Origin of the sequence: Microtetraspora malaysiensis (assembly GCF_001528665.1) — a bacterium.
Taxonomy (GTDB): domain Bacteria; phylum Actinomycetota; class Actinomycetes; order Streptosporangiales; family Streptosporangiaceae; genus Microtetraspora_A; species Microtetraspora_A malaysiensis.
Window position 1 is genome coordinate 1 of the sequence record NZ_BBYJ01000040.1, and the last position, 22808, is coordinate 22808.

The window sequence follows — 22808 nt, forward strand, 5'->3', positions numbered from 1 at the left end:
CAGGCGCGGAAGTTGCCGGGAGAGTGTGACGCGTTCTCCGGCGCGGGCGGTGCGGGACCCGGTGGCGGATGCCAGCCATGCTCCGATCGACCGCCGCCCGAACAGGTGGTGGCCTTTACCCGCTTCGGCTATCGGGAGGCGAGCGGCGATCGCGGCTTCGGCCAGATCGATCGCCCGGGCCAGGGCGACGATCTCCGCCATCGCCACCTCAACCTCGGCACCGGCCTCAACCCCGGCACCGGAACCGACCCCTGCACCAGTCTCGGTCCCAGCCCCTGCCCCAGCACCGGCGTTAACACCGGCCCCAGCGCCAGCCCCGGTCTCAGCCTCGACTCCAACCCCGGTCTCGGTTCGGCCCGGCACCTTCCCCGCAGCCGCGGCCAGCCGCTCGGCACGTGCGAGCAACTCGATGACATCGCGTCCAGCCAGGTTCAGGTCGGGCCACTCCGCTACCCGGCTATCACCACCAGCAGCATCCGGGCCTGTGGCGTTCTGGCCGTCACTGACAGCACTGCCTGCACCAGTGTCTCGGCGGTCGGTGGCAGCGTCCCGGCCAGCTGTGTCCTGGCCACCCTGACCAGCGCTCCGGCGGTCACGACCAGCGGCCGGGCCATCACCTTCGAAGCTCTGGCCAGCGCCCCGGTCATCAGTGCCCCGGCCATCGGCGGCGGCCCACCGGTCACCGCCACGCCGACCCACGTTCTGCTGCCGATCGTCCCGACCGGCACGCTGGGATCCGTTCGACGATGGCTCGTGGAGGGTGGAGTGGCGGCCTTGCCAGATCCCATCCCAGGCCGACAGGTCACCACGGTCAAACCCGGACTGCGGCTCGTCTCGACCGGAAAGAGCACCGCCATCGCTCCCGAGGCGCTGCGGCTTGCCCCCGCCGTCGGACTCTTCCCTTGGGGCGGCAGGCTTCGCGCGGGACCGGGTGGGTTCAGCGGGAGCGGGCGCGATCGGCGATCGCGCCGGACCCAAAGATTGGCCTCCGCCGTCAGGCTTCTGGTCTACTGACGCGTCCGGGAGGCCGAGCAGCCGACGGGCCCAGGAGTGCGTCGTCTCCGGCTCGCTTCCTCGCCCGCCTCGCCCGTCAGAGCGCGCCGTGGCGGCCGGCTGACCGCGTCGCACGGCTCGCCCCTCGAGGCGCGCCGGGTCGTGCGGGGCGGGAGGAGCGGCGCCTTCTCGGCCGCCGGAGCTGCGACCGTCATCGAGGAGCCCAACACTGCGAGCACGGTCGAGAAGCACCGCCCCATAAGAGTCACCGGAGAAACGGTCCGATCCGATGAACGGCGTATGCCGCCTGGACCCGCGCCGCCGGGGGGACGTGGAAGGCGCGTCGGATGAGCGGGACGGAGATGCGTCCTCCGGTCGGTGCGACAGCAGCACACCACCCGAAAGCATCATCTCTTCGCACCTCCCCTCCCGGTCTGACGGTCGACCCTCTGCGAGGATATCGCTCACGCGTTCGATAGGCAACTCTAAGTAGTCACGCTTGCACTATTTGTGAGCACTGCGGACGGCATTCCGATTGGTGGGCATTCGTGAGCCGCAAGATCACAGTGGATCGTCACCGGAGGCCGGCTTCCCTGTCGTCGACGCCATCACTGGCGTCCCGGAACCAGGCGACCTACAGCTACGGCCGGCAACGTTGATGCCGCCCAGTTTGCCCGGCTTGCGCCCACGCGCCAGCCCGCCGCCCGCGTGGCGCACTGGGCGGGGCGCTCGGGCGGGACGGACTGAGATCACCAAGCCCTGTTCATCCTGAGTAGCGGTCGCCTCCGATGGCGTGCCGGACGAGCATGGCCTGCGTGATCGCATCAGCGCGCCAGCGGACGGGGCGCCGTCCTGGCGGGCATGGCGCGCCACGACGCCCCGCGAACCGCGCACCACGCACCGCGCACCGGCAGCCGGAACGCGGCCTCCGCGCATCAGCACGGCCCACCGCCGCCCCACGAACGCACTGCGGCATGGCGCGCCACGAAGCGCCACGATCCGCGCATCGGCATGGCGTACCTCTCGCGCCACGAACCGCGCACCGGCACGGCCCACCGCGCGCCACCGAACCGACTCCGTTCCGCCGACACGCGACATCGAGCACTCCGGCGCGGCTGGTCAGGGTTTGCCGGGCTTCCGGTAGACGACGGGACGGTCTCCCCGACCCGGATACGACACGATGAGCAGCCGTTGCCGGACGGCCCCGCCGTCCTTCGACGTGTCCCATGAGTAGTGGACCCGGATGCGGTAGTGGCCCTTGCCCCGGACCGCGAGGTCGGGTAGCGAGTCGTCGCCCAACGGGTGGGCGAACCTGATCTCGCCGCTGACGCTGACGTAGCCGACCTCGACCACGCGCTGCCATCCCCTGGTCTCCACGGGCGGGCGCCGGTCGTACGTCTCGGTCGTGACGCAGAGCGGGACATCCTGGTGGACGGCGAGGTCGAGGAACCCCGGCCCGACGGCAAGCAGGTCGTCCGAGTAGGACGGATCGTTCGCCTCGAAGTCCTCCCCGGCGATGTCAGGTTCGTACGCCGCCAGGGCACCGTAGTCCACCATCATCACCGGGTCCCGCTGGACGACCCTGGCCACCGGTCTGATCCGGGGCCGGTGGCGGCGCCCGGTGGCGCAGACGCGCCGCCGCTCCTCCTCCCACTCCCGGAACTCACGCTCCTCCTGCTCGGCGTCCGCCGCGACGTCGGCGGCGGCGCTCGGGCAGATGTCCGCGAGGACATGGCTGAGATCCCTGACCTGGACGCCGTCCGTACGATGAACGCGGGCGAGCTCCGCCGGGTCGTTTCGAGTATGGACGGCACACAGCCGGCGGCCGTAGGAGACCAGGAACCGGTCCGGGAGGTCCGGCGCGACCTTCAGCATGCCGGAGGAGCCCCGCACGGAGGAGCCCCGCACCGCGCAGACGAAGGCCTTCTCACCGGTCGGGGCGGACCGCTCGGCACCGCTCTCCCACCGTCCCGCGCACTCCTGGGCGGCGGTGACCGGGCCGCTTCCGTGGTCGGCCGCCGGAAGGAAGCCCAGCAGGGCGGCCGCCGCTGCGCCCGTCGCCGCGATCCGGAACCGCGAGTGCGGCCGGCCGACGGAACCCGGCACCGCCACCACGAGCAGGAGAGCCGCCACGGCGAAGGCGCCGCCGCACCACAGCCGCAAGTCGCCGGAGGGATAGCCGCCCGGCATGGAATCTGCCAGTTCGGAGTCGCCCCAGACCTGGAGGCCAGACCCGAGGCCGTCGCCCGGGACGGCGGCGGTGAGCGCGATGACGACCTCGGCCGCGGCGGCGGCGAGCAGGACGAGCACCGTCGCCCGCACCAGGCCGAGCGTCCTCCGCAGGACCGAGGCGAGGACCAGCACGGACAGGACGCCCACCCCGGCGACGGCGTCGACCAGCGACACGAGCACGGCCGGCATGAGGTCGGGGAAGCCGTCCGGCGCGTAGGAGGTCCAGCCGAACGAGATCTCCGCCCCAGGCCACGGCGGCGCGCCACCGAGGAGGCCGACTGCCAGTGGGAGCAGGGGCAGCGCGACCGCCACCACGGCGAGTGTCCGCGAGCGGAGTGACGCCGGCCCCGGCCGGGCCGCCCGCGCATCGGGCTCCGCCTGAGGGCCGGCGAGCTCGTGGGCGGAACGCGCCTGCCACACCGCCGCCAGCAGGGCGGTCGCGGTGGCCAGGCCTGACATCACAGGCCCGACGCCGCCGTCCGCCCAGGCGAAGGCGAACCTGATGGAGAACGGGAACAGCAGGTACGGCACCGCCACGGAGCAGAACCCCGCCCACACGGTGGCCCGCCTCCACCTGCCGTCCGCCGCCTGGGCGATCAGAAGCAGCGCCGTACCCAGGATCCAGGGCAGCCCGTACAGCCGGGCGATGCCGAAGATCCGCTCGGCGACCGGGATGTCGAGAAGCTCGGCCACCTCCGCGCCGATCCGGCTCACCTCGCCCAGCGCCACGGCCGCAGCGGCGAAGGCCGCCGTCACCCGCGCGGTCCCGCGCATCACGACGAGGAACAGCACAACGAGGACGAGCCACCCAAGGACGGCGGCGGATTCGGCCCACCACGGGATGTCCACCGGTGCCAATTCGAGCAGGCCGAAGGCCACGTGGACGTACAGCGCCACCCGAAGCAGGCGCACGGCGCGGCCGGCCGCCGGAACCGGCCCGGCCTGGCGCCCACGCAGGATCTGCCATAGCGCCCACCCGTGGAACGCGGCGATCAGGACGAGGAGCGGCACCGGCCATCCGGCGGATGCCCCTCCCGCCTGCCCGAACGTGAGCAGCCGGGCGAGGAGACCGCCGTCACCGGTGACCAGCGCGATGACACCGAACAGGACGGCCGCGGCCGTGTAGGCGGCGGCGACCGAGGCGGCGAACCACCCGAAACGATAACGACGCACGTGCTGTTTCCCGGGGGGTGAAGGGCTGGAGACGCCCTGCGGAGGGTGCTCGACAAACTAGCCGCTCCCACCGACAAACTCCGTACGCGCGTACGACGCGCCGCTCGGCGGGGACCCGGCGGAGAGAGTGGCCCGCCGCGGCCGCCCCCCTGTCACCGACGTCCGTGGCCAGTACGACTAGGCGGGCGTGATCGTGAGGGTGACCCGGCCGGAGGTTTTGGTCCGGACGGTCAGGACCCGCCGCGCCGCGTCCCAGGTCGCCTCGCCTTCCGAGGCACGACCGCCGTCCGGGAAGCCGGCGGCGGGCAGGTAGATCTCCGTCGGGCCCGTCCCGTTGGCGTCGAAGGTCACCGTCAGCGAGCGCGCCTCGGAGCGGATGTCCACGGGGACGCCGCCGATCGCCCTCGGGTACGGCCTGGCATAGGCGGCGACCAGTGGGGTGGCCTTGCCCTTCTCGTCGTACGGCCCCCATGAGCCCGGGTCCCGGGACCAGTACGCCATGCCCGCGCCCATCCCCTCCCCGAGCCGTACGACCCGGTCCACGAGGTCGGCGGCGCCCGGCCTGGTCATGTCGAGGCCGAACTCGCCGAGCAGGACCGGGGCGCCGAGCCGGTCCGCGGTGCGCAGCACGTTGTCACGCCACCAGCCGATCGTGCGGTCGGTCCACTCCTTGGAGCCCGCCGTGTAGTCGTCGCCCAGGTCGAGCGGCAGCGGGTAGAGGTGCGGGGCGTAGGCGATGCGCGGCGCGCCGTCCCGGGGGTCGTCGAAGTGCGGGAGCGCCGAGGGCAGCCCCCAGTTCACGCCCACCGCCTGCGGCTCCAGGAAGATCCAGCCATCCGGATCCACGGACCGGATCTCCGCGATGGTCGCCCGGTAGAGCGCGGCGAGGGGTCCGGCCTCGAAGCGCGGGCCCTGAACGGAGCCGCCCCAGGGCTCGTTCATCAGGTCGTAGCCGAGGACCGCGGGGTCGTCCTTGAATCTGGCGGCGACCGCCTTCCACGCCTTGGCGTAGTGGTCCATCAGCTCCGGGTGTTCGCCGGTGGTGTCCCAGAAATGGTCGAAGGCCCGGATGACGCCCGGCTCCAGGTAGTACGTCTCCCAGGTGGGCTGGTCGGTGTCGACGGGAAGCCCGTCGAGGTGGGTCGCCCACGCGGGGGCGCCGTTGCCCGCGACGCCGGTCGGGGTGATGGCGTTGCCCCACAGGTCCTGGTGCATGTCGAGCATGACGTGGTAGCCGCGCTCGCCGTACCAGCGGACCCACTCCGCCACCTTGTCCAGATATTTCGTGTCATAGATGCCGGGCTGGGGCTCCACCGCACGCCACATGATGAGGAACCGGACGAAGTTTGTCCCCATATCGCGGTATTCGCGGTCGATGTCCGCCTTGGTGAGCTCGGGCAGGGTGTCCGGGGCGCCCTTGGTACTGCCCGCCGTGTTGAAGCCGCGCAGGATGAGCGTCCTGCCTTGCTCATCCGTGATGACGCGGCCGCCCGGCTCGGGGGCACCCCTGGTCGCCGCGGCCACTCCCCCGGCGAGTACGACCAGCGCGGCGAGGGACATGATCCACCGGGCTCTCTTCATCCGATCTCCGAGGGCTTCCGTGAGAAACGTGGACGCCGCTAGCATGCCGAACATGAGCATTGCTCGCAACAGTCTTCCGACGGCCGTCACGCTGGTACTCGTCATCGCGTCCGGCCTCTTCGGCGGCGCGCTGGTCACCCGGGTGGGCTATCTGGCGGTGCCCGCCGCGCTCGGCCTCCCCCTCGGGCCGCCCGGGCTGCGGCTCGTCCCGATCGGGGAGACGACCTGGACGGTGACGCTCGCCGACAGCGTGGCGGCTCTGGTGCTCGTCGCCGTGGTCGGGCTCGCGCGCGGCGGCTTCTGGCGCGCATGGGGCGCCTTCCTCGCGGGCGCCGTGCTCGCCGACCTGCTGCGGGCCGTCGTGCTCGCGCAGACGGCGTCCGCTGGCCTCGGCGCGTACGCCGGATATCTGGCGGGCGCGCTCGTGACCGGGCTGATATGGGGCGTCGCGCTCGGCTGGCTCCCCGGCCTGGCCGCCCTGCCACGCGGGAAGGAGCGCGCGCGGACCGCCCGGCACACCGCCCGGTCCTCTCGCGAGGCCGCCCAGGAAGGCGTTTGAGCGGCCCTCGTCACTCGGAGACGGTGCCGCGGGCGGCATCCGGCGATCACCACCGCGGCGCGCCGCCGCGAGCGCGACGGCCGCCCGCGTTCACGTCTTGTTCAGGGTCTTGTTCAGGTAGGTGAGGACGGCGAGGACACGGCGGTTGCTGCTCTCGTCATCGCTGATCCCGAGCTTGCCGAACATGGAGGTCGTGTACTTGCTGATGGCGCTCTCACTGAGGAAGAGCCGCTGGCCGATGGCCTGGTTGGACAGTCCTTCGGCCATGAGGCCGAGCACGGCGTGTTCGCGTTCGGTGAGCTGTTCAAGCCGTCGGCTGGAGGATCCACTGGACAGCAATTTGGTGATGACGGCCGGGTCCATGGCGGTCCCGCCGCCGGCGACGCGTTCCAGGGCATCGATGAACTGATCGGCGTCGAACACGCTGTCTTTGAGGAAGTACCCGACGCCGCCGGCGCCGTCGGCCAGGAGTTCGCGGGCATACAGCTGTTCGACGTGCTGGGAAAGGATCAGGACCGGCAGTCCGGGCAGTTCCCGGCGGGCGGCAAGGGCCGCCTGCAGGCCCTCATCCGACTGGGTCGGCGGCATGCGGACGTCGACGACGGACACGTCCGGCCGCCATGTCCGCAGCGCGTCGAGCGTCTCGGGTCCGGTGGTCGCCGTCGCCACCACCTGGTGTCCGTACGCCTCCAGGAGGCGGACCATCCCGTCGCGCAGGAGGTAGAGGTCTTCGGCTACAACGATTCGCATGGCAGCATCATCCTCACTCGGGTCGGGCCGCCCGCCGGGCTGGTGACCTCCACGGTGCCGTCGAAGACCGCGAGGCGGCGGCGTAGCCCATCGAGTCCACCCCCGGGTCGCACGTCGGCCCCGCCCCGGCCGTCGTCCTCCACATCGACGACGATGCCGGTGCCGTCCCGGGCGATGGAGATCCGCGCCCGGGACGCGTGGGCGTGCTTGACCGCGTTGGTCAGCAGTTCGGCGACTCCGAAGTACAGGGCGGCCTCGATCGGCGGGTCGAGGCGGAGCTGAACGTCGGCGCTGACCGCCGCTTCGAGCGGGCTGTCCAAGGCGAGGGCGCGGACGGCGTCGACGAGCCCTCGCTCGTTCAGCACCGGCGGGCTGATGCCCCTGACCAGGTCGCGAAGCTCGGTCAGCGACGTGGCGGCGCCGGCCCGCGCGTCCCGCAGCAGCGCCCTGGCCTGGTCGAGGTCGGTTTCCATCAGCTTCTCCGCGGTCGCCAAGGAGAGCCCGAGCGCGACCAGGCGTGCCTGCGCTCCGTCGTGCAGGTCCCGCTCGATCCGGCGGATCTCGGCGGCCTGCGCGACCGTGGCGTCCGCGCGCTGGGCCGTCAGCTCGGCCACCCGGTCCTGCAGTGCCATCGCGGGCGACGCGCGCAGGAAGCGAACGGCTACCGGCTCGATGGACCGCCAGGCGTACGGCGCGCCGGCGATGGCCACCACCGCGCCGAGCGCCCCGGCAAGGACCGCGGGGAACCCCGGGTGGCCGAACCCGAGGACCGCCGCCACGACTCCGGCCGGCGGGATCGCGCAGATCACTCCCATGGTGATCGGTGCGATCGCCGTGAACCGCAGGTCACGCCAGGTGGCGGGATCGCGCCACCGGGTCCGCCACTGCTGATCCATGCGGGCGTCCCGGCTGGTGCGCTCGTAGGAGTATCCGTTCCACCAGTACCCGGTCGCCATCTGCGTCACCGGCCCGGGCTGCCGATATCCGCCGGGGATGACGGTGCCCGTCCACTTCGCGACGAGGGAGCGGACCATTCGGCACACGGGGCGGGACAGGGCGAGCGTGCCGATACACGCCCACAGGAACGGCACTATCCCGGACCACGGGTCTCCATCCCACCACCAGATCCACAGCACCGCGGCAGCGGCCCACACGGCGGGGACCAGCATGCTGACGACCACCACGGCGCACGCTCGCACGAACCCCGCGCAAGCGCTCGCCGACCACGACACCAGCTGCCTCATGAACCGTCCTTCTCATTCCATGACCCCGACCGTGGCATCCGCGCGTCCTGAAATGCGGCGATCTGACCGATACGGCGTGGTGTCTACTGTGCACCGTGCCGGAGCATGATCCGCCCGAGTGGGCCCGGAAGTGGGTCTGGCCCCACCCAGCCGTACGTCCAGGCCGATCCGCGCCATCCACGCACTCCCTGACGTCGGCACCACGCCAGGCAACACGAGGGAAGATTCCCCAGGTCAGACCGATGCGGTGACCGTGCTTCGCACGCTGATTCGGGAACCGTGAACCCGCCCCGCCTCTCCCCCGACTGTCCTCATTGACGGGAGGACGACATGACCGATGAGCTGCTGGTGGTCCGCGCTCAATTGGGCGAGCGGGCGGCACTGGCCGAGTTGCTGGCTCGGTGGCGGGTGCCGGTGTGGACATACGTACGGCGCATGCTGGACGCCGAGCGGGCCGACGACGTGACCCAGGAGATCTGGCTGGCCGTGGTCCGCGGCCTTCCCCGGCTGCGAGAACCCGGCCGGTTCGCGCCGTGGCTGTTCACGATCGCCCGGCGGTCGGTGACCGATCGTCTGCGCGGCGAGTACGCCTGGGCCAAGGAAGCTCCCGTGGTGGACGACGTGGTCGCCGAAGATCCGGCAGAGGCCATGGTGGATCGCGCCGCGCTGGTGAGCTTCCTGGCGGACCTCCCGGTGCTGGAGCGGGAGATTCTCGTCCTGTTCTATCTGGAGGATCTGCCGGTGGAGGAATGTGCGGACATCTGCCGGATCCCGATCGGAACGGTTAAGTCGCGGCTCAACCGCGCCCGTCGTCTGCTGCGTGAGCACCTGGAAGAGAAGGGATACAGGCCATGACCGAAGAGCCGCGCCTTTCGGAGCAGGAGATCATCGAGCGGCTGGCGCCGACGCTGTCGCGCACAACGCGGATCAGGGCGGTGGCGGCGCTGCTGGCCGGGATGACCGGCACGGTGTTGGTGAGCACGTTGTGGTGGTCGGAGCCCGGCCCGCTGCCCGGCCACACTCACCTGGCGTTCGCGTTGTTCACCGTGTTCTGCCTGCTCTGGACCGGGTACGGCGGGTGGCTGCTGACCCGCAGGGCTCCGCTGTTCGCCACCGATCAAGTGATCGCCGCCTGGATCAGCCTGGCCGCCGCGCTCGCCACCACGGGCGTCGTCGCCGTGGTGGCCGTTCAGCGCGGCACCGGGACAGGGCCTGCCCTTGCGGTCGGGGGCCTGTTCATCGCGGGGACGCTGGCGCTGACCGTACGCGCCCACGCCCGGCGGGCCGCGCTGCTGCGCCGCATGCGCGAACTGACCGGCCGGGAGCACCGGTGAACGCGCGACGACGCCACGCCCCGGCCGCGACGCGCGAGCGCCGGGTCAGGTGATCGGAACGGGTCAGCCGAGCGCCAGCTCGGCGACCCGGCGGGCCAGCAGGCGGGCGGGATCGACGACCGGGACGGGGACGCGGGCGGCGTCCAGGGCCAGGACGATCTCGGTGCACGCGGCGACGACCCGCTCGGCGCCGCGATCCACGAGGGAGCGGGAGACCTCCTCAAGCGCCCGCCGGTGGTCCGGGCCGGCGGCGCCGCTCTTGACCGCGCCGATGGCCGCCATGACCCGCCGCTGGCCGGGCTCGTCCGGCTCGATCACCGCGACGCCGCGACGCCGCAGCGCCTCGGCGTACAGGCCGGCGCGCAGGGTGCCTGTTGTGGCGAGCACGCCCGCGGCGCGCACGCCGTCGGCGGCGAGGGCGTCGGCGGTGACCTCGATGATGCTGGCCAGCTCCAGCCCGGCCTCGTCGGCGAGGCGGGGGACGAACGCGTGGGCGGTGTTGCACGGCACCGCGAGCACCTGGCACCCGGCCTGCTTCAGGCCCTCGATGCCGCGTCGCAGGTACGGGGTCGGGTCCTCGCCGTCGCCGATCAGGCTCTTGGAGCGGTCGGGGACGCGGGGGTCTCCCCAGATGACGACGGGCACGTGCCCCTGGTCGCTGGTCGCCGGCGTCTCCTCCACGAGCTTGCCGTAGAAGTCGACCGTGGCCGCCGGTCCCATGCCGCCCAGGACGCCGACCAGACGGGGTCCGCTCACCGGCCGCCTCCGGCCAGGCCGCGGACCCGCCGGGTGCCGCCGAACCGAGTCATCGAGATTCGTCCTCTCCCTGGGGGATCACCGGTTCCCCGCGTGGTCCCGGAAGTTTCCGCACCGTGCCGGGGGCTCGCCGTGTGGTCCCTCGCGCCGTCGTGAGCCGTCGTGAAAGGTCCGCCCGGACCCGGAAGCCCCTCCGCGTGATGCCGTAAGTCACGTGCCGGAGGCACGACGGCGTACGGCGGGGCCGGGGCAGGCCGGACAGGCGCCCGCACAAGGATCACCGGATAAGGTGATTCCGGCCGCCAAACGCAGCAAAGCGTCACTGAAGGGATGATCGTGCAGGATTCCGGCATCAAGCCGCCGCGGCTGCTGTCGGAGGCCGACCTCGAACTCATCGACGCCCTCCAGATCAACCCCCGCGCGAGCTGGGTGGACGTCGGGGCGGCGATCGGCGCGGATCCGGTGACGGCGGCGCGGCGCTGGCAGCGGCTGAACACGTCCGGCGAGGCGTGGACGACCGTCGCCCTGGGACGGCGGCAGATGCACGCGATGAGCGTGGCGTTCCTGGAGATCGACTGCGCGGCCGGAGCGGCGGTCGAGGTGGCCGACCGGCTGTCCGCGGCCGGGCACCTCATCACCGTGCAGCACGTCGCCGCGGACCACGACCTGTTCGTGATCGCCGTGGCGGCCTCGATGCCCGCGCTGGCGGACTACCTGCTCGCGGACCTGCCGCGGGTGCCCGGGGTGGCGAAGGTGCGCACCCATGTGGCCACGCGGGTCTTCGACGCCTCGCGCCGCTGGCGGCTGCGCATGCTGTCCCCTGGCGCCGCGCGCGCCCTGGCCCGGCGGCACGCCGCGCCGGAGCCGACCGGGCGGATGGACGCGCTCGACCGCCGGCTGTTCGCCGCCCTGCTCGCCGACGGGCGCGCGGGATACTCCGAGCTGGCCCGCGCGGTCGGCGCGTCCGAGCGCACGGTGCAGCGCCGGTTGTCCCGCCTGGTCGGGTCCGGCGACGTCGACTTCCGCTGCGACCTCGCCCGCGCGCACGCGGGCTGGCACTCCTCGGCCGTGCTGTGGCTGCGGATGCCGGACGCCCTGCTGGAGGAGACGGGCCGGGCGCTGCTCGACTGGCCGGAGACCCGGACGTGCGCGGCGCTCGCCGGCGCCCGCAACATGCTCCTCACCGTGGGCCTGCACGCCGCGGGTGACCTGCACCCGCTGGTGGTACGGCTGGAGGAGCGCTTCCCCCACGTCGTCATCGCCGACCGCCAGATCGTCCTGCGGCAGGCCAAGCTCTACGGCCGGCGCCTCGACCGGTTCGGCCGCTGCACCGGCGTCGTCCCGGTGGACCCGTGGAGCCTGGAAGGCTAGCTAGTCGGCGGGCAGGCCGCTGCGTTCGGCCATCGTGCCGAGAACGCCGCGCAGCGCCTTCACCTCTTCGGGCTTGAGACCGTCGGTCAGCTCCGCGTCGAGTTCGGCCGCCGCGGCGGTGCACGCGGCCAGCAGCTCCCGGCCCTCCGCCGTGAGTGCGAGCGTCTGCCTGCGCCGGTCGGCGGGATCGCGTTCTCGCCGCACGGCGCCGAGCTCCTCGAGTCGGTCGGCGAGCGAGACCACGAGGCTGGGCGCCACGTTCATGAGTTTGGCGATGTCGAGCTGAGAGGTCGCCGTTCCGGCCTCCAGGATCGCCAGCAGCCCCACGTGTTTGGGCTTGAGGCCGTCGGCCGCCAGTCGCGCCGAGAAGCGCTCCGTCACCACGGCCCCCAGCGTGCCGAGCCGGAAGGCGAGCGTGGAAGTCAGCTTGACATCGTTCACACCCAGAATGCTACCGTCTCAATATCGTTCACGACTCGAATGATTGAGAGAGAGAACAAATGTTGAACCCCGCCTCCGTTCAGCTGGTGTTCGCCGACCTGCAGGACAGCATCGTCGAAGCCTCCGCCACCAACCCGGCCTCTTCCATCCGCCGCTCGGTCAAGGTCCTGAACGGACTCGTCGCGGCCCTCGACCTACCGTTCACCGTCTCGGCCGCGCCCCGCCCGGGCGGTCCCGGGACGATCGAGGAGGTGCCCGAGGGCGAGCCGTACGTGCGCACCGGCCCGTCCTGCTGGGACGACACCGCCTGGCGCGCGGCCGTCCTGTCCATGTCCCGCCCCACCCTGGTGATCTGTGGGGTCACCACGGAGATGGTGGTGCTTCGCACCGCCCTCGACGCGCTCGAGGGCGGCATGGCTGTCCAGGTCCTGGTGGACGCCTGCGGCGGCATCACCCGTCGCACCGAAGAGGCCGCCCTACGGCAGATCGAGGCGGCGGGCGGCGCGGTGACCTCCGTGGCGGGCTTCGCCACCGACATGGTGCGCGACTTCACCACGCCCACCGGCCGTCAGGTCATCGCCGCCCTGCACCAGTTGATCTGACTCGAGCACCCGGTTTCCGAAGCTCTAGTGATCACCCGCCAGTGCCCGGCGTATGCCGACCAGGCCGTACTCGAAGGCACGGTCGACATCGCCCCCGAGCCGGAAGGCGCCGGCGAGTTCCATCTTGATGAAGCCGGCGGCCCAAGCCGTCACCAGGCGGGCGGCTTCAAGCGCGTCTCGTTCGCCCACGAGTTGCCTTGAGGCGTGCAGCACCGGGGCGGCCACACGGGCGAGGGCCTCGGGCGGTGCGCCCGCGGAGAACATCAGCCGGAACCCCTCTGGCCAGGCCTGGGCGAACTGCCGGTAGCCGCGCGCCAACCCCTCGATCGACCCGTCGGTCGACTCCAGCCGGGCGACCAGGTCGTCGACGGTGGCCTCGGCGACGGCGGCCAGCAGGGCCGCGCGGTTGCCGACGTGCTTGTACAGGGACGGGGCGCGCACTCCCACCCGTTCGGCGACGTTCTGCATCGTCAGTCCCTGCTGGCCGCCCGCCTCCAGCAAATCGCGTCCCGCGGCGACGATCCTGCTGAACGAGGTCTTCTCAGGCGTCGGCATCGGTCGTCCTCCCGGAATGAAAGCTATTGACGTTAGCCATCGTAGCTAATTATGTTAGCTATCGACGGTCTCCGTCCAGCCCACGAAGGAAGCCCAATGAAACTCGCACCCCATCTGCACCGGCTCGGTAACGATCTCGTGGCGTGCTACCTCGTCGACACCGCCGAGGGCATCACGCTCATCGACGCGGGGCTGCCCGGCCACTGGCGGGATCTGCAGCGCGAACTCCACTCCCTGGGCAAGTCCGTCGACGACATCCGCGGACTCGTGCTGACCCACGGCGACTCCGACCACATCGGCTTCGCCGAACGCCTACGAAGCGCACACGGCGTACCGGTGTTCGTGCACGCCGCCGACGCCGTCCGCACCCGCACGGGAGAAAAGCCCAAGGTCGCGTTCGGCCCCATGCGTCTCGGCCCGACGCTCGGATTCTTCGGTTACTCCATCCGCAAGAACGGCCTGCGCACCCGCTATGTCGGCGAAGTAACCGAGATCGGTGACGGCGACGTCCTGGACCTGCCCGGGAATCCGGTGATCGTGGGCATGCCGGGGCACTCTCCGGGAAGCGTGGCGGTGCACGTCCCGCTCGCCGACGCCGTCTTCGTCGGCGACGCCCTGACCACGCGGCACGTCCTCACCGGGCGCGGAGGCCCGCAGCCCGCGCCCTTCACCGACGACCCGGCCGAAGCACTCTCCTCCCTCGACCGGATCGCCGGACTGTCGGCGTCCTGGGTGCTCCCCGGTCACGGCGCCCCCTGGCGGACCTCACCGGCCCAGGTGAGCGAGGCGGTCAGGAAGGGCTGAGACGCCCCTGAGCCAGGTACGGGCCTGACGGCCGGAGGTCAGCGGGGCTCGGGGATCCCGCCGCCGCACGCCTCCCGGCACAGGCCGGCCCGCAGGACGTCCGCCTCGCGGCGGCCCACCATCTGCAGGTCGCCGACGGCCAGCGCGGGCAGGCCGAGCGCGGACACGACCGACGTGAAGCGGCCGACCTCTCCGCGTACGGCGGCCTCGTCGCACCCAACCCGGGGCGCGGGTCCGCCGAGCGTCGGCGTGATCAGGAGGTCGACGCCGGACATCTCCTCCGCGAACCGGGCCCGGACGGCCGCGAGTTCCTCGACGGCCCGGCGGTACTCCCGGTGGCCGATCCCGCCGGCGGCGTCCAGCTTGCGCCGCACGCCCTCGCTGTAACTCGCCGCGGCCCTCGGGTACGTGGCCTCGTGGGTGCGCCGGGCCTGCGCGCCGACGATCGTCCAGTACGGGGTGAGAATGTCGTACGGCAGGGCGATCTCGCGGATCTCGGCGCCCAGCTCGGCGAACTCCTCGGCCTGCGCGCACCCCTCGGCGACCCCGACGACCCGTCCCGACAGGGAGGGCGGCGGCTCGACCGCCTCGCCGGTGAGCGCCCGCCACACCTGCGCGCAGTCGGCCACCGACGTGGCCATCGGCCCCACGACGTCGAACATCGGGGCGAGCGGCGCGACGCCTTCGGCGGATACGGCGCCGGCCCGCGGGCGCAGCCCCACCACGCCGCAGCAGGAGGCCGGGATCCGGACCGAGCCTCCGGTGTCGGTGCCGAGGCCGACCCGGGCGATGCCGGCGGCGAGCGCCGCCGCGGTGCCGCCGCTTGACCCGCCGGGCGACAGGTGCGGGTGCCGCGGGTTGCGCACGTCGCCCCAGTGCGGGTTCTCACTCGTGATGCCCCAGGCGAACTCGTGCTGGTTCGCCTTGCCGACCAGCAGTCCTCCCGCGCGTTCGAGCAACTCGACGCAGGGCGCGGTGGTCAGCGCTTCCTCGCCGCCGTACAGGGCGGAGCCGCGGGTCGTGGGGAGCCCGGCGACGTCGATCATGTCCTTCGCCACGAACGTCCAGGCCCACAGTTCGGCCGGGGCGGCGGGCGCCGGGACGGCGTGACGGGCGAGCCGGTCGATCAACGGCTCGGAGCCGGTCTCGATGAGGATGTTGTGCCCGTCATGGAGGCGTATCGCCTCGGCGGACTGCGCGATCGCCGCCTCGCGCTCCGCCATCACCTGGGCGGACCCGGCCTGCGCCGTCTCGCGTTCCATGGTCGGGGACCTCCTCGCACCGCCGGACGGCGCGGCCGGTGCGACGGGGTCGCCCGTCCGGCCGCGCTCATGAACCGGCAAATGGTGACATATCCCCCGGTTCGCGTCGAGCCCTCCGCGCACCGCCGTACGCGGTCAGACCGCGAGCGCGTCGAGCAACGCGCGCAGGCGGGCGGTCTCGCGCTCGGGGCGGGCGAGGGCGAAGATGCTGCGGCTGGTGTTCAGCCACGGCACGTCGGCGACCACGACCTCGGGGCCGTGCCCGCGCAGCGCGAGGTCGGGGACGAGCGCCGCGCCCACCCCGGCCCCGATCATCGCCATCGTGATCTTGAAGTCGTCGGAGTGGCCCGCGACACGGGGGCGCAGGCCCCACCGGGCGAACACGCTGTCGAAGAACAAGGCGTCGCTGCTACCCGGGTGGTGCATGATCCACGACAGGTCCGCGAGCTGCTCGGCCCGATGGGGCGCCAGGTCGGGCCAGCATCTCGGGAGCACGACCTTGTAGCGGTCCTCCGCGATCCAGCGGCGACCGAGCGCCGACGGCCACGACAGGCCGGAGTTCCCCACCTGGTAGACGATCGCGGCGTCCATCTCGCCGCCGGCGTTCAGGCGCGGGATGAGCTGGGACGACTCGGCCACGGTGACCCTGATGCCGGCCCGGTCGCGCGGCTCCATCCTCCGCAGGACGCCGGTCAGCACGTCGGCGAAGCTGGGGAAGATGCCGAGGTGGAGCTGCCGCTCGCTGTTCCGGTGCACCGCCCGGACGGTCGCGACCATCCGCTCCAGGTCGGCGAGGACGGTCTGCGCGTGCCTGGCCAGCACCTCCGCGGCGCTGGTGGGCAGCACGCTGTGCGCGGAGCGCTCGAACAGCTTCACGCCGATCTGCCGCTCCAGCGCGGCCATCTGCTGCGAGACGGCCGACGGGGTGTACCCGAGCCGGTTCGCCGCCGCGGCGAACGAACCGAGCTGGACCACTTCACGGAGAGTGCGCAGGTGCTCCGGCTTGAGCATTAGCACTCCTTACTCTCAGGGCTGCCAAATGTCGTGTTTATAGCGCTTCCGCCTTCTTTTCGCCACTCCTAAGGTGATGGCCACCGTTCCTCGAACCCGTTTGAGAGTCACATGAGCATTCGCGTGTACCGCAACGCCGCCATCCGCACCGGAGAGGCCGGCGCCCCGCCGGCCCAGGCAATGGCCGTGGACGGCGAAATGCTGATCGCCGTCGGCACCGAGGCGGAGGTGCGCGCGGCCGCGGGCCCGAGCGCGGAGCTGATCGACCTGGACGGCGCCGCGGTGCTCCCCGGCCTGTACGACGCGCACATCCACACCGCGCAGTACGCCCAGAGCCTCGGTGCGGTGGACCTGCGCGACGTGCGCTCGCTGGACGAGGCCCTCGCCATGGTGGCCGCGCACGCGGCCCGGCTGCGGCCGGGCGCCTGGCTGTTCGGCGGCCGGTGGAACAGCAACACGTGGAACCCCCCGGCCCAGCCGGACCGGTACGCGCTGGACTCGGTCTGCCCGGACCTGCCGGTCGCGCTGCCCAGCGTGGACGGCCACACGGTGTGGGCCAACTCGGCCGCGCTGCGGCTGGCCGGCATCGACGTGAGCACGCCCGACCCGGTGGGCGGCGAGATCGTCAGGGATGCCAACGGGGAGCCCACCGGCATCCTGCGCGAGTCGGCCTCGTACCCGCTGCGCAACCTGATGGTCTCCGCCGACCTGCGCGACCTGCTGCGCACCGCGCAGGACGAGCTGCTCGGACTCGGCCTGACCAGCGTCCACGACATCGACGGCGAGGACTGCCGGGACGCCTACCTGGCACTGCGCGACGCCGGCGAGCTGAAGCTGCGCGTCCACAAGGCGATCCCGATGATCCACCTGGAGAAGGCCATCGCCGAGGGCCGCCGCACCGGGCAGGGTGACGACTGGGTCCGCACCGGACCGGTGAAGATCTTCAGCGACGGTGCCCTCGGCTCGCACTCCTGCCACATGAGCGAGTCCTTCGCCGACGATCACGGCAACACCGGCATCGCGGTCACGCCGTACGAGGAACTGGTCGCGCTGTTCTCCCGGGCGGCGGGGGCCGGCATCGCGGTGGCCACGCACGCCATCGGCGACCAGGCCAACCACCTGGTCCTCGATGCCTACGAGGCGCTGGGCGCCACACCGGGGCTGCGGCACCGCATCGAGCACGCCCAGCACCTGCGGCCGGACGACCTGTCCAGGATGGCGCGGCTGGGCGTCGTCGCCTCGATGCAGCCGGTCCACTGCACCAGCGACATCGACCTGGTCGACTCACTGCTGGCCGGCCACGAGCTGGCCTCCTACGCCTGGCGCGGGATGCTGAACGTCGGCGTCGCGCTGGCCTTCGGCTCCGACGCGCCCGTCGAGCACCCCAACCCCTTCGCCGCGCTGTACGCCGCGGTGACCCGCACCCGGACCGACGGCACCCCCGTCGGCGGGTGGCAGCCGGAACAGCGGCTGAGCATGGCCGAGGCCGTCACCGCCCACACCCTGGGCGCGGCCTACGCCGCGGGCGAGGAGGACCGCAAGGGCCTCCTCACACCCGGCAGACTCGCCGATTTCATCGCGGTGGACACCGACCCTTACCTGGAGTCGCCCGAGGCGGTGCTGCGCACCAAGGTCCTGACCACCGTCGTCGGCGGCGATGTCCGCTGGCAGCTCATCTGAAGGAGCACTTCCCTTTTGAACACCCGGATCCTCACCACGCTCGCCGTCGGCGGGCTGCTGGCCGCGACCGCCGCCTGTGGCGCTCAGTCCCTCGACGGCGGAGACTCCGACGCGGCGGCCTCGGCGCCGGCCGTCGTCCTCGACCAGGCCCCCGCCGAGGAGAAGGCGGCCGATGTCATCAACGCCATCAACCCGGACGAGGAACTCGCGGCGAAGGCGCCGGCGAGCCTGAAGTCCGGCGGCCTGAAGGTCGTCTCCTCGATCGGCTACCCGCCGATGGAGCTGTACGCGAGCGACGGCAAGACGGCGATCGGCTTCGACCCCGCCCTGGCGCGCGCCATCGCGAGGAAGCTCGGCGTCAAGGTGACCATCACCGACGAGGAGTTCAACTCGCAGATCCCCGGCGTCCTCACCGGCCGGTACGACTTCGTCATCTCGTCCATGAGCGACACCCCCGAGCGGCAGGGCCAGGTCACGTTCGTCGACTACGTGCAGGCCGGCGCCGCGCTGCTGGTCAAGAAGGGCAACCCGGCGGGCATCAACGGGCCGAAGGATCTGTGCGGCAAGACGGTCTCCGTCGTCGACAACGGCTCCTCGATGGAGTTGGCCGAGAGCTACGACGCCGACTGCAAGAAGGACGGCAAGCCCGCCGTGGACATCCTGAAGTTCCCCGGCGACACGGAGGCCATGCTCCAGGTGGGCAACGGCCGCGCCCAGGCCACCGTCACCGACTACGTGGTCGCCGCGTACAAGACGGCCGATCCCCAGCTCGGAATGGAGGCGATCGCCCTCGACGGCACCGCGGCCCCCTGGGGGATCGGGATGAAGCCGGACAACACCCAGCTCATCGACTCCGTCAAGGGCGCGCTCGACTCCCTCATCAAGAGCGGCGAGTACGGCAACCTGCTCAAGGCGTGGAACCTGGACGCGCTGGCCGTCGAGTCGGCCGTGGTCAACGGCGGTAAGTGACGTGCGCACCGAACCGATCGCCGGCCCGTCCGGCCCTCCGGTGCCCGTCGCCCGTACCTTGCACTGGGGCCGCTGGGTGTCCGCGGCGGTCGCTCTGGCCGTCGCGGGCTGGCTGGTCTACCTGGTCGTGGTCAATCCGCACCTCGACTGGGGCAAGGTCGCCGAGTATCTGTTCAACGACCGGATCCTGGCCGGAGTCTGGGTCACCATCGAGATCTCCGTGCTGGCGACGGCCCTCGGGCTGGTGCTCGGCGTCCTGGTCGCGGTCATGCGGCTGGCGCACAACCCCGTGCTGAGCGCGCTGGCCTCGGGCTACATCTGGTTCTTCCGCGGCACGCCGGTGCTGGTGCAGCTCATCTTCTGGTACAACCTGGCGTTCCTCTTCCCCGAGCTGGTGCTCAAGATCCCGTTCACCATGATCGGCCTCAAGTGGGACACCAACCAGGTGATGACCGGCTTCACCTCGGCGATGCTGGGGCTGGGGCTGAACCTGGCGGCCTACTTCGCCGAGACCGTACGCGCCGGGATCCAGGCGGTGGACCGCGGCCAGACCGAGGCGGCGTACGCGCTGGGCATGACACCGGCCAAGCGGATGCGGGTCATCGTGCTGCCGCAGGCGCTGCGCATCATCATCCCGCCGACCGGAAACGAGTTCATCTCGATGCTGAAGACCACGTCGCTGGTCTACGTGGTCGCCGGGCACGACCTGATGACCAACGCCAGCCAGATCTACAAGGCGAACAACCGGATCATGGAGCTGCTGATCGTGGCGAGCGTCTGGTACATGCTCATGACGGCCGTGGCGACCTTCCTTCAGGGGCGGCTGGAGCGCCGTTTCGGCTCTGACGCCGTACGGCTGGTGCGCGGCGGCGGCGCGGCGGCCCGGGTCCTGCCGAAGGTGGCCGCGTGAACCCCGGCGTGAAGTCCGCAGAGTCCGCGGAGTCCGGCGTGGAATCCGGGGTGGAGCCGGTCGTGCTGGCCTCGGGTGTCCGGATGGGCTACGGCGGCGTGCAGGTGCTCAACGGGGTGGACTTCGCCGTCGCCCCCGGCGAGGTGAGCTGCATCATCGGCCCGTCGGGGTCCGGCAAGTCCACGTTCCTGCGGTGCCTCAACGGGCTGGAGCCGGTGCTCGGCGGCAGCCTGCGGGTCCTCGGGGAGGAGGTCGGCCACACGCTGCGTGACGGCAGATACCACCCTTGGACGCCCAAGGAGTTCGCCGCCTTCCGCAAGAACATCGGCATGGTGTTCCAGCGCTTCAACCTCTTCGCGCACCAGAGCGCGCTGGAGAACGTCGCCTGCGGCCCGGTCCACGTGCTGGACACGCCGCAGGACCGGGCGCGGACGCTGGCGATGGAGCACCTGGACCGGGTCGGCCTGGCCGACCACGCGCACAAGCGGCCGCACCAGCTCTCCGGCGGGCAGCAGCAGCGGGTCGCCATCGCCAGGGCGCTCGCGATGAGCCCGACGCTGATGCTGTTCGACGAGCCGACCTCCGCGCTCGACCCGGAGCTGGTCGACGAGGTCCTCGAGGTCATGAAGGGCCTGGCCGCCGAGGGCATGACGATGGTCGTGGTGACCCACGAGATCGCCTTCGCCCGGGAGGTCGGCGACCGGCTGACCTTCTTCGCCGACGGCGTAGTGGTCGAGCAGGGCGGGCCGCGCGAGCTCCTCGCCGCCCCGGCCCACGAGCGCACCCGGGCGTTCCTGTCCAGCGTGCTCGGCTCCGAGGACGGGCGTTCGTAGTCGATCGAGGATGGCCGGGGGTGGTCACGCCGCCCCCGGCCTTTCTCATGCCGGACAGTTTTACAAACCTGCCTACTACTCGTGCCGCCTCCGGCAGCCTGCCGGAGGCGGCACGGTCGCGTCACGCGACGGCGGTCCCCTCAAGCTCGACCATCAGGTCGGGGATCGCCAGCCGTGTCACCCCGAGCATCGTGGTGGACGGTGCCACCCCGGCGGCGCCCAACCGCGACACCAGCACGCCGTAGTGCTCGAAGACCCGATCGACGTCGGTGGTGTAGACGTTGATCCGGACGAGGTTCGCGAGGGACATGCCGGCCTCGCCGAGCACGGCCTCCAGGTTGTCGAGGCTGAGCGCCAACTGCGCCGCCATGTCACCGGCATGCTGGGGCTTGCCTTCGCCGCTCATCGCGGTCTGCCCGGAGATGTACAGGGTCCGGGTCTGCCCGGAGACGATCTCACCCTGGTTGTACCCCAGCTCCGTCGACCACGCCCACGGGTTGACCGCCGTTCGCTCCATAGCCACATCAGCTCCATTCGATTCATCGTGAGTACGTACGTCCATCGGCTCGGCAGCCGACATCTGCTTGGTTGCGTTGATGAGCCTCCCAACAAATCACGACATCTTTTGTCACGTATTTCGATAGTGTTTTCGTGTGCGTGCCGACCGGTTGGTCTCGCTGGTGCTGCTGCTGCGGCAGCAGGGCCGGCTGTCCGCGACCGCGCTGGCCCGCGAGCTGGAGGTATCCACCCGCACCGTGCTGCGCGACATCGAGGCGCTGTCCGCAGCCGGCGTCCCGGTCTACGCCGAACGCGGCCGGCACGGCGGTTTCGAGTTGCTGCCGGGTTTCCGGACCGAGCTCACCGGACTGAACCCCGACGAGGCCCTTGCCCTGCTGGTCGCCGGATCGCGGCGCGGCGCGCAGGCATTCGGCCTCGGCTCAGCGCTCGCTTCGGCGATGCTCAAAGTGGTCGACGCGCTACCCGAGAGCTATCGGGACACCGCGGCCGGCGCGGCCGAGCGATTGCTCATCGACCCGGAGACCGACCTCCTCTCGCGTCGGCTGGTCGATGAGGAGGTGCCTGACGCCATAGCGGCCGAGGTCCTGCGCGCGGTGTTCGCCGGACACAAGCTGCGGATCCACTACGCGGCTGTGGACCAGACCCCGATGTGGCGCACGGTGGACCCGATCGGCCTGGTCACCATTCGCGACCGGGGCTACTTGCTGGCCACGAAGTCCGGCGCGGACCGCACCTACCGGCTGTCCCGGATCTTGGCCGCCAAGGAGCTCCCCGAACCCGCACAGCGTCCGGACCGGGTCGATCTGGACCGGGCCTGGCAGGAACGCAGCACGCGGTTTCGGACCGGCGGCGACCAAGTCACCGTGCTGGTACGGGTGAACCCGGGGCGGCGGGAGGACCTGCTGGGCACCGCGCTGGCGGTCCGCGCCGAGGAACCCGACGCGGACGGCTGGCTGCGGATGGAGGTGTCCTTCCAAGATTCACGACACGCCAAATGGGCACTGTGGCAGCTCAGCATGGACGCGGAAGCCCTGGCCCCGCAGTGGTTGCGCGACTTCCTGCGCGACCGCGCCACCGCGATCGCCACCCGCTACGGAGTGTCGTCCTGAGAGCTGTCGCCTGCTGCGGGCCGAAGGGGACTTGCTCGATCACCTCGAACGGCCGCACCGGCTTCCCGGCCGCGGGCTCCTCGGTCGCCGGCGGAGGTACGTCGCGCGGACAAGCGCGCC

The 22808-nt window shown here is 71.6% G+C and carries 23 protein-coding genes; 11 read left to right on the top strand and 12 right to left on the bottom strand.

Going from position 1 to position 22808, the window contains the following annotated elements; all coding sequences use genetic code 11:
• From AWQ71_RS37045 to AWQ71_RS37060, 4 genes are all read right to left on the bottom strand, one after another.
• The coding region (locus AWQ71_RS37045) for a hypothetical protein (protein WP_157570806.1) at positions 1 to 201 on the bottom strand (201 nt) is incomplete at its 3' end.
• 248 nt (positions 202 to 449) lie between these two features.
• Positions 450 to 728, bottom strand: coding sequence for a hypothetical protein (locus AWQ71_RS37050; protein WP_067143186.1), 279 nt, complete (start codon positions 726 to 728; stop codon positions 450 to 452).
• Between the two features lie 1384 nt (positions 729 to 2112).
• Complete coding sequence (locus AWQ71_RS37055) at positions 2113 to 4398, bottom strand: hypothetical protein (RefSeq protein ID WP_067143189.1); 2286 nt, start codon at positions 4396 to 4398, stop codon at positions 2113 to 2115.
• Between the two features lie 177 nt (positions 4399 to 4575).
• Positions 4576 to 5979, bottom strand: a complete 1404-nt coding sequence (locus AWQ71_RS37060) for a cellulase family glycosylhydrolase (protein WP_067143193.1) — start codon at positions 5977 to 5979, stop codon at positions 4576 to 4578.
• A 52-nt stretch (positions 5980 to 6031) separates the two neighbouring features.
• Between AWQ71_RS37060 and AWQ71_RS37065 the strand changes: the two genes are divergently transcribed.
• Positions 6032 to 6538 carry a hypothetical protein gene (locus tag AWQ71_RS37065; protein ID WP_157570807.1) on the top strand — a complete coding sequence of 169 codons (507 nt, stop codon included), beginning with the start codon at positions 6032 to 6034 and terminating at the stop codon, positions 6536 to 6538.
• 90 nt (positions 6539 to 6628) lie between these two features.
• Here the strand turns inward: AWQ71_RS37065 and AWQ71_RS37070 are convergent, their stop codons facing one another.
• Positions 6629 to 7288 (bottom strand): response regulator transcription factor, encoded by a 660-nt coding sequence (locus AWQ71_RS37070; protein WP_067143198.1) that lies wholly within the window; start codon positions 7286 to 7288, stop codon positions 6629 to 6631.
• Positions 7273 to 8532, bottom strand: coding sequence for a sensor histidine kinase (locus AWQ71_RS37075; protein ID WP_067143202.1), 1260 nt, complete (start codon positions 8530 to 8532; stop codon positions 7273 to 7275). The genes AWQ71_RS37070 and AWQ71_RS37075 overlap by 16 nt, the downstream gene beginning before the upstream one ends.
• Before the next feature lie 330 nt (positions 8533 to 8862).
• Here AWQ71_RS37075 and AWQ71_RS37080 point away from each other — a divergent pair, with 330 nt between their 5' ends.
• Both AWQ71_RS37080 and AWQ71_RS37085 read left to right on the top strand, forming a co-directional pair.
• On the top strand, positions 8863 to 9387 hold the full coding sequence (locus AWQ71_RS37080) for an RNA polymerase sigma factor (RefSeq protein WP_067143210.1): 525 nt from the start codon (positions 8863 to 8865) through the stop codon (positions 9385 to 9387).
• A complete protein-coding gene (locus AWQ71_RS37085) occupies positions 9384 to 9866 on the top strand; it encodes a hypothetical protein (RefSeq protein ID WP_067143213.1) in 483 nt (160 codons plus the stop codon). The genes AWQ71_RS37080 and AWQ71_RS37085 overlap by 4 nt, the downstream gene beginning before the upstream one ends.
• Before the next feature lie 63 nt (positions 9867 to 9929).
• Here the strand turns inward: AWQ71_RS37085 and cuyB are convergent, their stop codons facing one another.
• Positions 9930 to 10622, bottom strand: coding sequence for a cysteate racemase (gene cuyB, locus AWQ71_RS37090; RefSeq protein ID WP_067143216.1), 693 nt, complete (start codon positions 10620 to 10622; stop codon positions 9930 to 9932).
• Positions 10623 to 10952: 330 nt separating this feature from the next.
• On the opposite strand from cuyB, the gene AWQ71_RS37095 reads away from it, so the two are divergent.
• Positions 10953 to 11993 carry an Lrp/AsnC family transcriptional regulator gene (locus AWQ71_RS37095; protein ID WP_084259716.1) on the top strand — a complete coding sequence of 347 codons (1041 nt, stop codon included), beginning with the start codon at positions 10953 to 10955 and terminating at the stop codon, positions 11991 to 11993.
• Here AWQ71_RS37095 and AWQ71_RS37100 read toward each other — a convergent pair whose 3' ends face one another.
• Entirely contained in the window at positions 11994 to 12434 is a 441-nt protein-coding gene (locus tag AWQ71_RS37100; protein WP_067143218.1) for a MarR family winged helix-turn-helix transcriptional regulator, read from the bottom strand.
• Positions 12435 to 12493: 59 nt separating this feature from the next.
• On the opposite strand from AWQ71_RS37100, the gene AWQ71_RS37105 reads away from it, so the two are divergent.
• Positions 12494 to 13036: an isochorismatase family protein gene (locus AWQ71_RS37105; RefSeq protein ID WP_218002124.1), complete on the top strand. Its 543-nt coding sequence runs from the start codon at positions 12494 to 12496 to the stop codon at positions 13034 to 13036.
• Between the two features lie 24 nt (positions 13037 to 13060).
• Here the strand turns inward: AWQ71_RS37105 and AWQ71_RS37110 are convergent, their stop codons facing one another.
• Positions 13061 to 13591, bottom strand: coding sequence for a TetR/AcrR family transcriptional regulator (locus tag AWQ71_RS37110; protein ID WP_067143221.1), 531 nt, complete (start codon positions 13589 to 13591; stop codon positions 13061 to 13063).
• Between the two features lie 96 nt (positions 13592 to 13687).
• On the opposite strand from AWQ71_RS37110, the gene AWQ71_RS37115 reads away from it, so the two are divergent.
• The gene (locus AWQ71_RS37115) at positions 13688 to 14395 is read left to right on the top strand and encodes an MBL fold metallo-hydrolase (RefSeq protein WP_067143225.1); all 708 of its coding nucleotides are present in this window, start codon (positions 13688 to 13690) and stop codon (positions 14393 to 14395) included.
• Positions 14396 to 14433: 38 nt separating this feature from the next.
• Here AWQ71_RS37115 and AWQ71_RS37120 read toward each other — a convergent pair whose 3' ends face one another.
• Both AWQ71_RS37120 and AWQ71_RS37125 read right to left on the bottom strand, forming a co-directional pair.
• Positions 14434 to 15657 carry an amidase gene (locus tag AWQ71_RS37120; protein ID WP_067143232.1) on the bottom strand — a complete coding sequence of 408 codons (1224 nt, stop codon included), beginning with the start codon at positions 15655 to 15657 and terminating at the stop codon, positions 14434 to 14436.
• Positions 15658 to 15792: 135 nt separating this feature from the next.
• Complete coding sequence (locus AWQ71_RS37125) at positions 15793 to 16668, bottom strand: LysR family transcriptional regulator (RefSeq protein ID WP_067143235.1); 876 nt, start codon at positions 16666 to 16668, stop codon at positions 15793 to 15795.
• A gap of 111 nt (positions 16669 to 16779) precedes the next feature.
• Here AWQ71_RS37125 and AWQ71_RS37130 point away from each other — a divergent pair, with 111 nt between their 5' ends.
• The 4 genes from AWQ71_RS37130 to AWQ71_RS37145 all read left to right on the top strand — a co-directional run bounded on the left by AWQ71_RS37130 (position 16780) and on the right by AWQ71_RS37145 (position 21060).
• Entirely contained in the window at positions 16780 to 18348 is a 1569-nt protein-coding gene (locus AWQ71_RS37130; RefSeq protein ID WP_067143238.1) for an amidohydrolase, read from the top strand.
• A 15-nt stretch (positions 18349 to 18363) separates the two neighbouring features.
• A complete protein-coding gene (locus AWQ71_RS37135) occupies positions 18364 to 19317 on the top strand; it encodes an ABC transporter substrate-binding protein (protein ID WP_067143242.1) in 954 nt (317 codons plus the stop codon).
• 1 nt (position 19318) lies between these two features.
• Entirely contained in the window at positions 19319 to 20227 is a 909-nt protein-coding gene (locus tag AWQ71_RS37140; RefSeq protein ID WP_067143245.1) for an amino acid ABC transporter permease, read from the top strand.
• An 83-nt stretch (positions 20228 to 20310) separates the two neighbouring features.
• Positions 20311 to 21060 (top strand): amino acid ABC transporter ATP-binding protein, encoded by a 750-nt coding sequence (locus tag AWQ71_RS37145; RefSeq protein ID WP_067143361.1) that lies wholly within the window; start codon positions 20311 to 20313, stop codon positions 21058 to 21060.
• Between the two features lie 121 nt (positions 21061 to 21181).
• On the opposite strand, the gene AWQ71_RS37150 is transcribed toward AWQ71_RS37145, so the two are convergent.
• Complete coding sequence (locus AWQ71_RS37150; RefSeq protein WP_067143247.1) at positions 21182 to 21577, bottom strand: RidA family protein; 396 nt, start codon at positions 21575 to 21577, stop codon at positions 21182 to 21184.
• A gap of 136 nt (positions 21578 to 21713) precedes the next feature.
• Here AWQ71_RS37150 and AWQ71_RS37155 point away from each other — a divergent pair, with 136 nt between their 5' ends.
• The gene (locus AWQ71_RS37155) at positions 21714 to 22688 is read left to right on the top strand and encodes a helix-turn-helix transcriptional regulator (RefSeq protein WP_067143253.1); all 975 of its coding nucleotides are present in this window, start codon (positions 21714 to 21716) and stop codon (positions 22686 to 22688) included.
• Positions 22689 to 22808 lie beyond the last annotated feature (120 nt).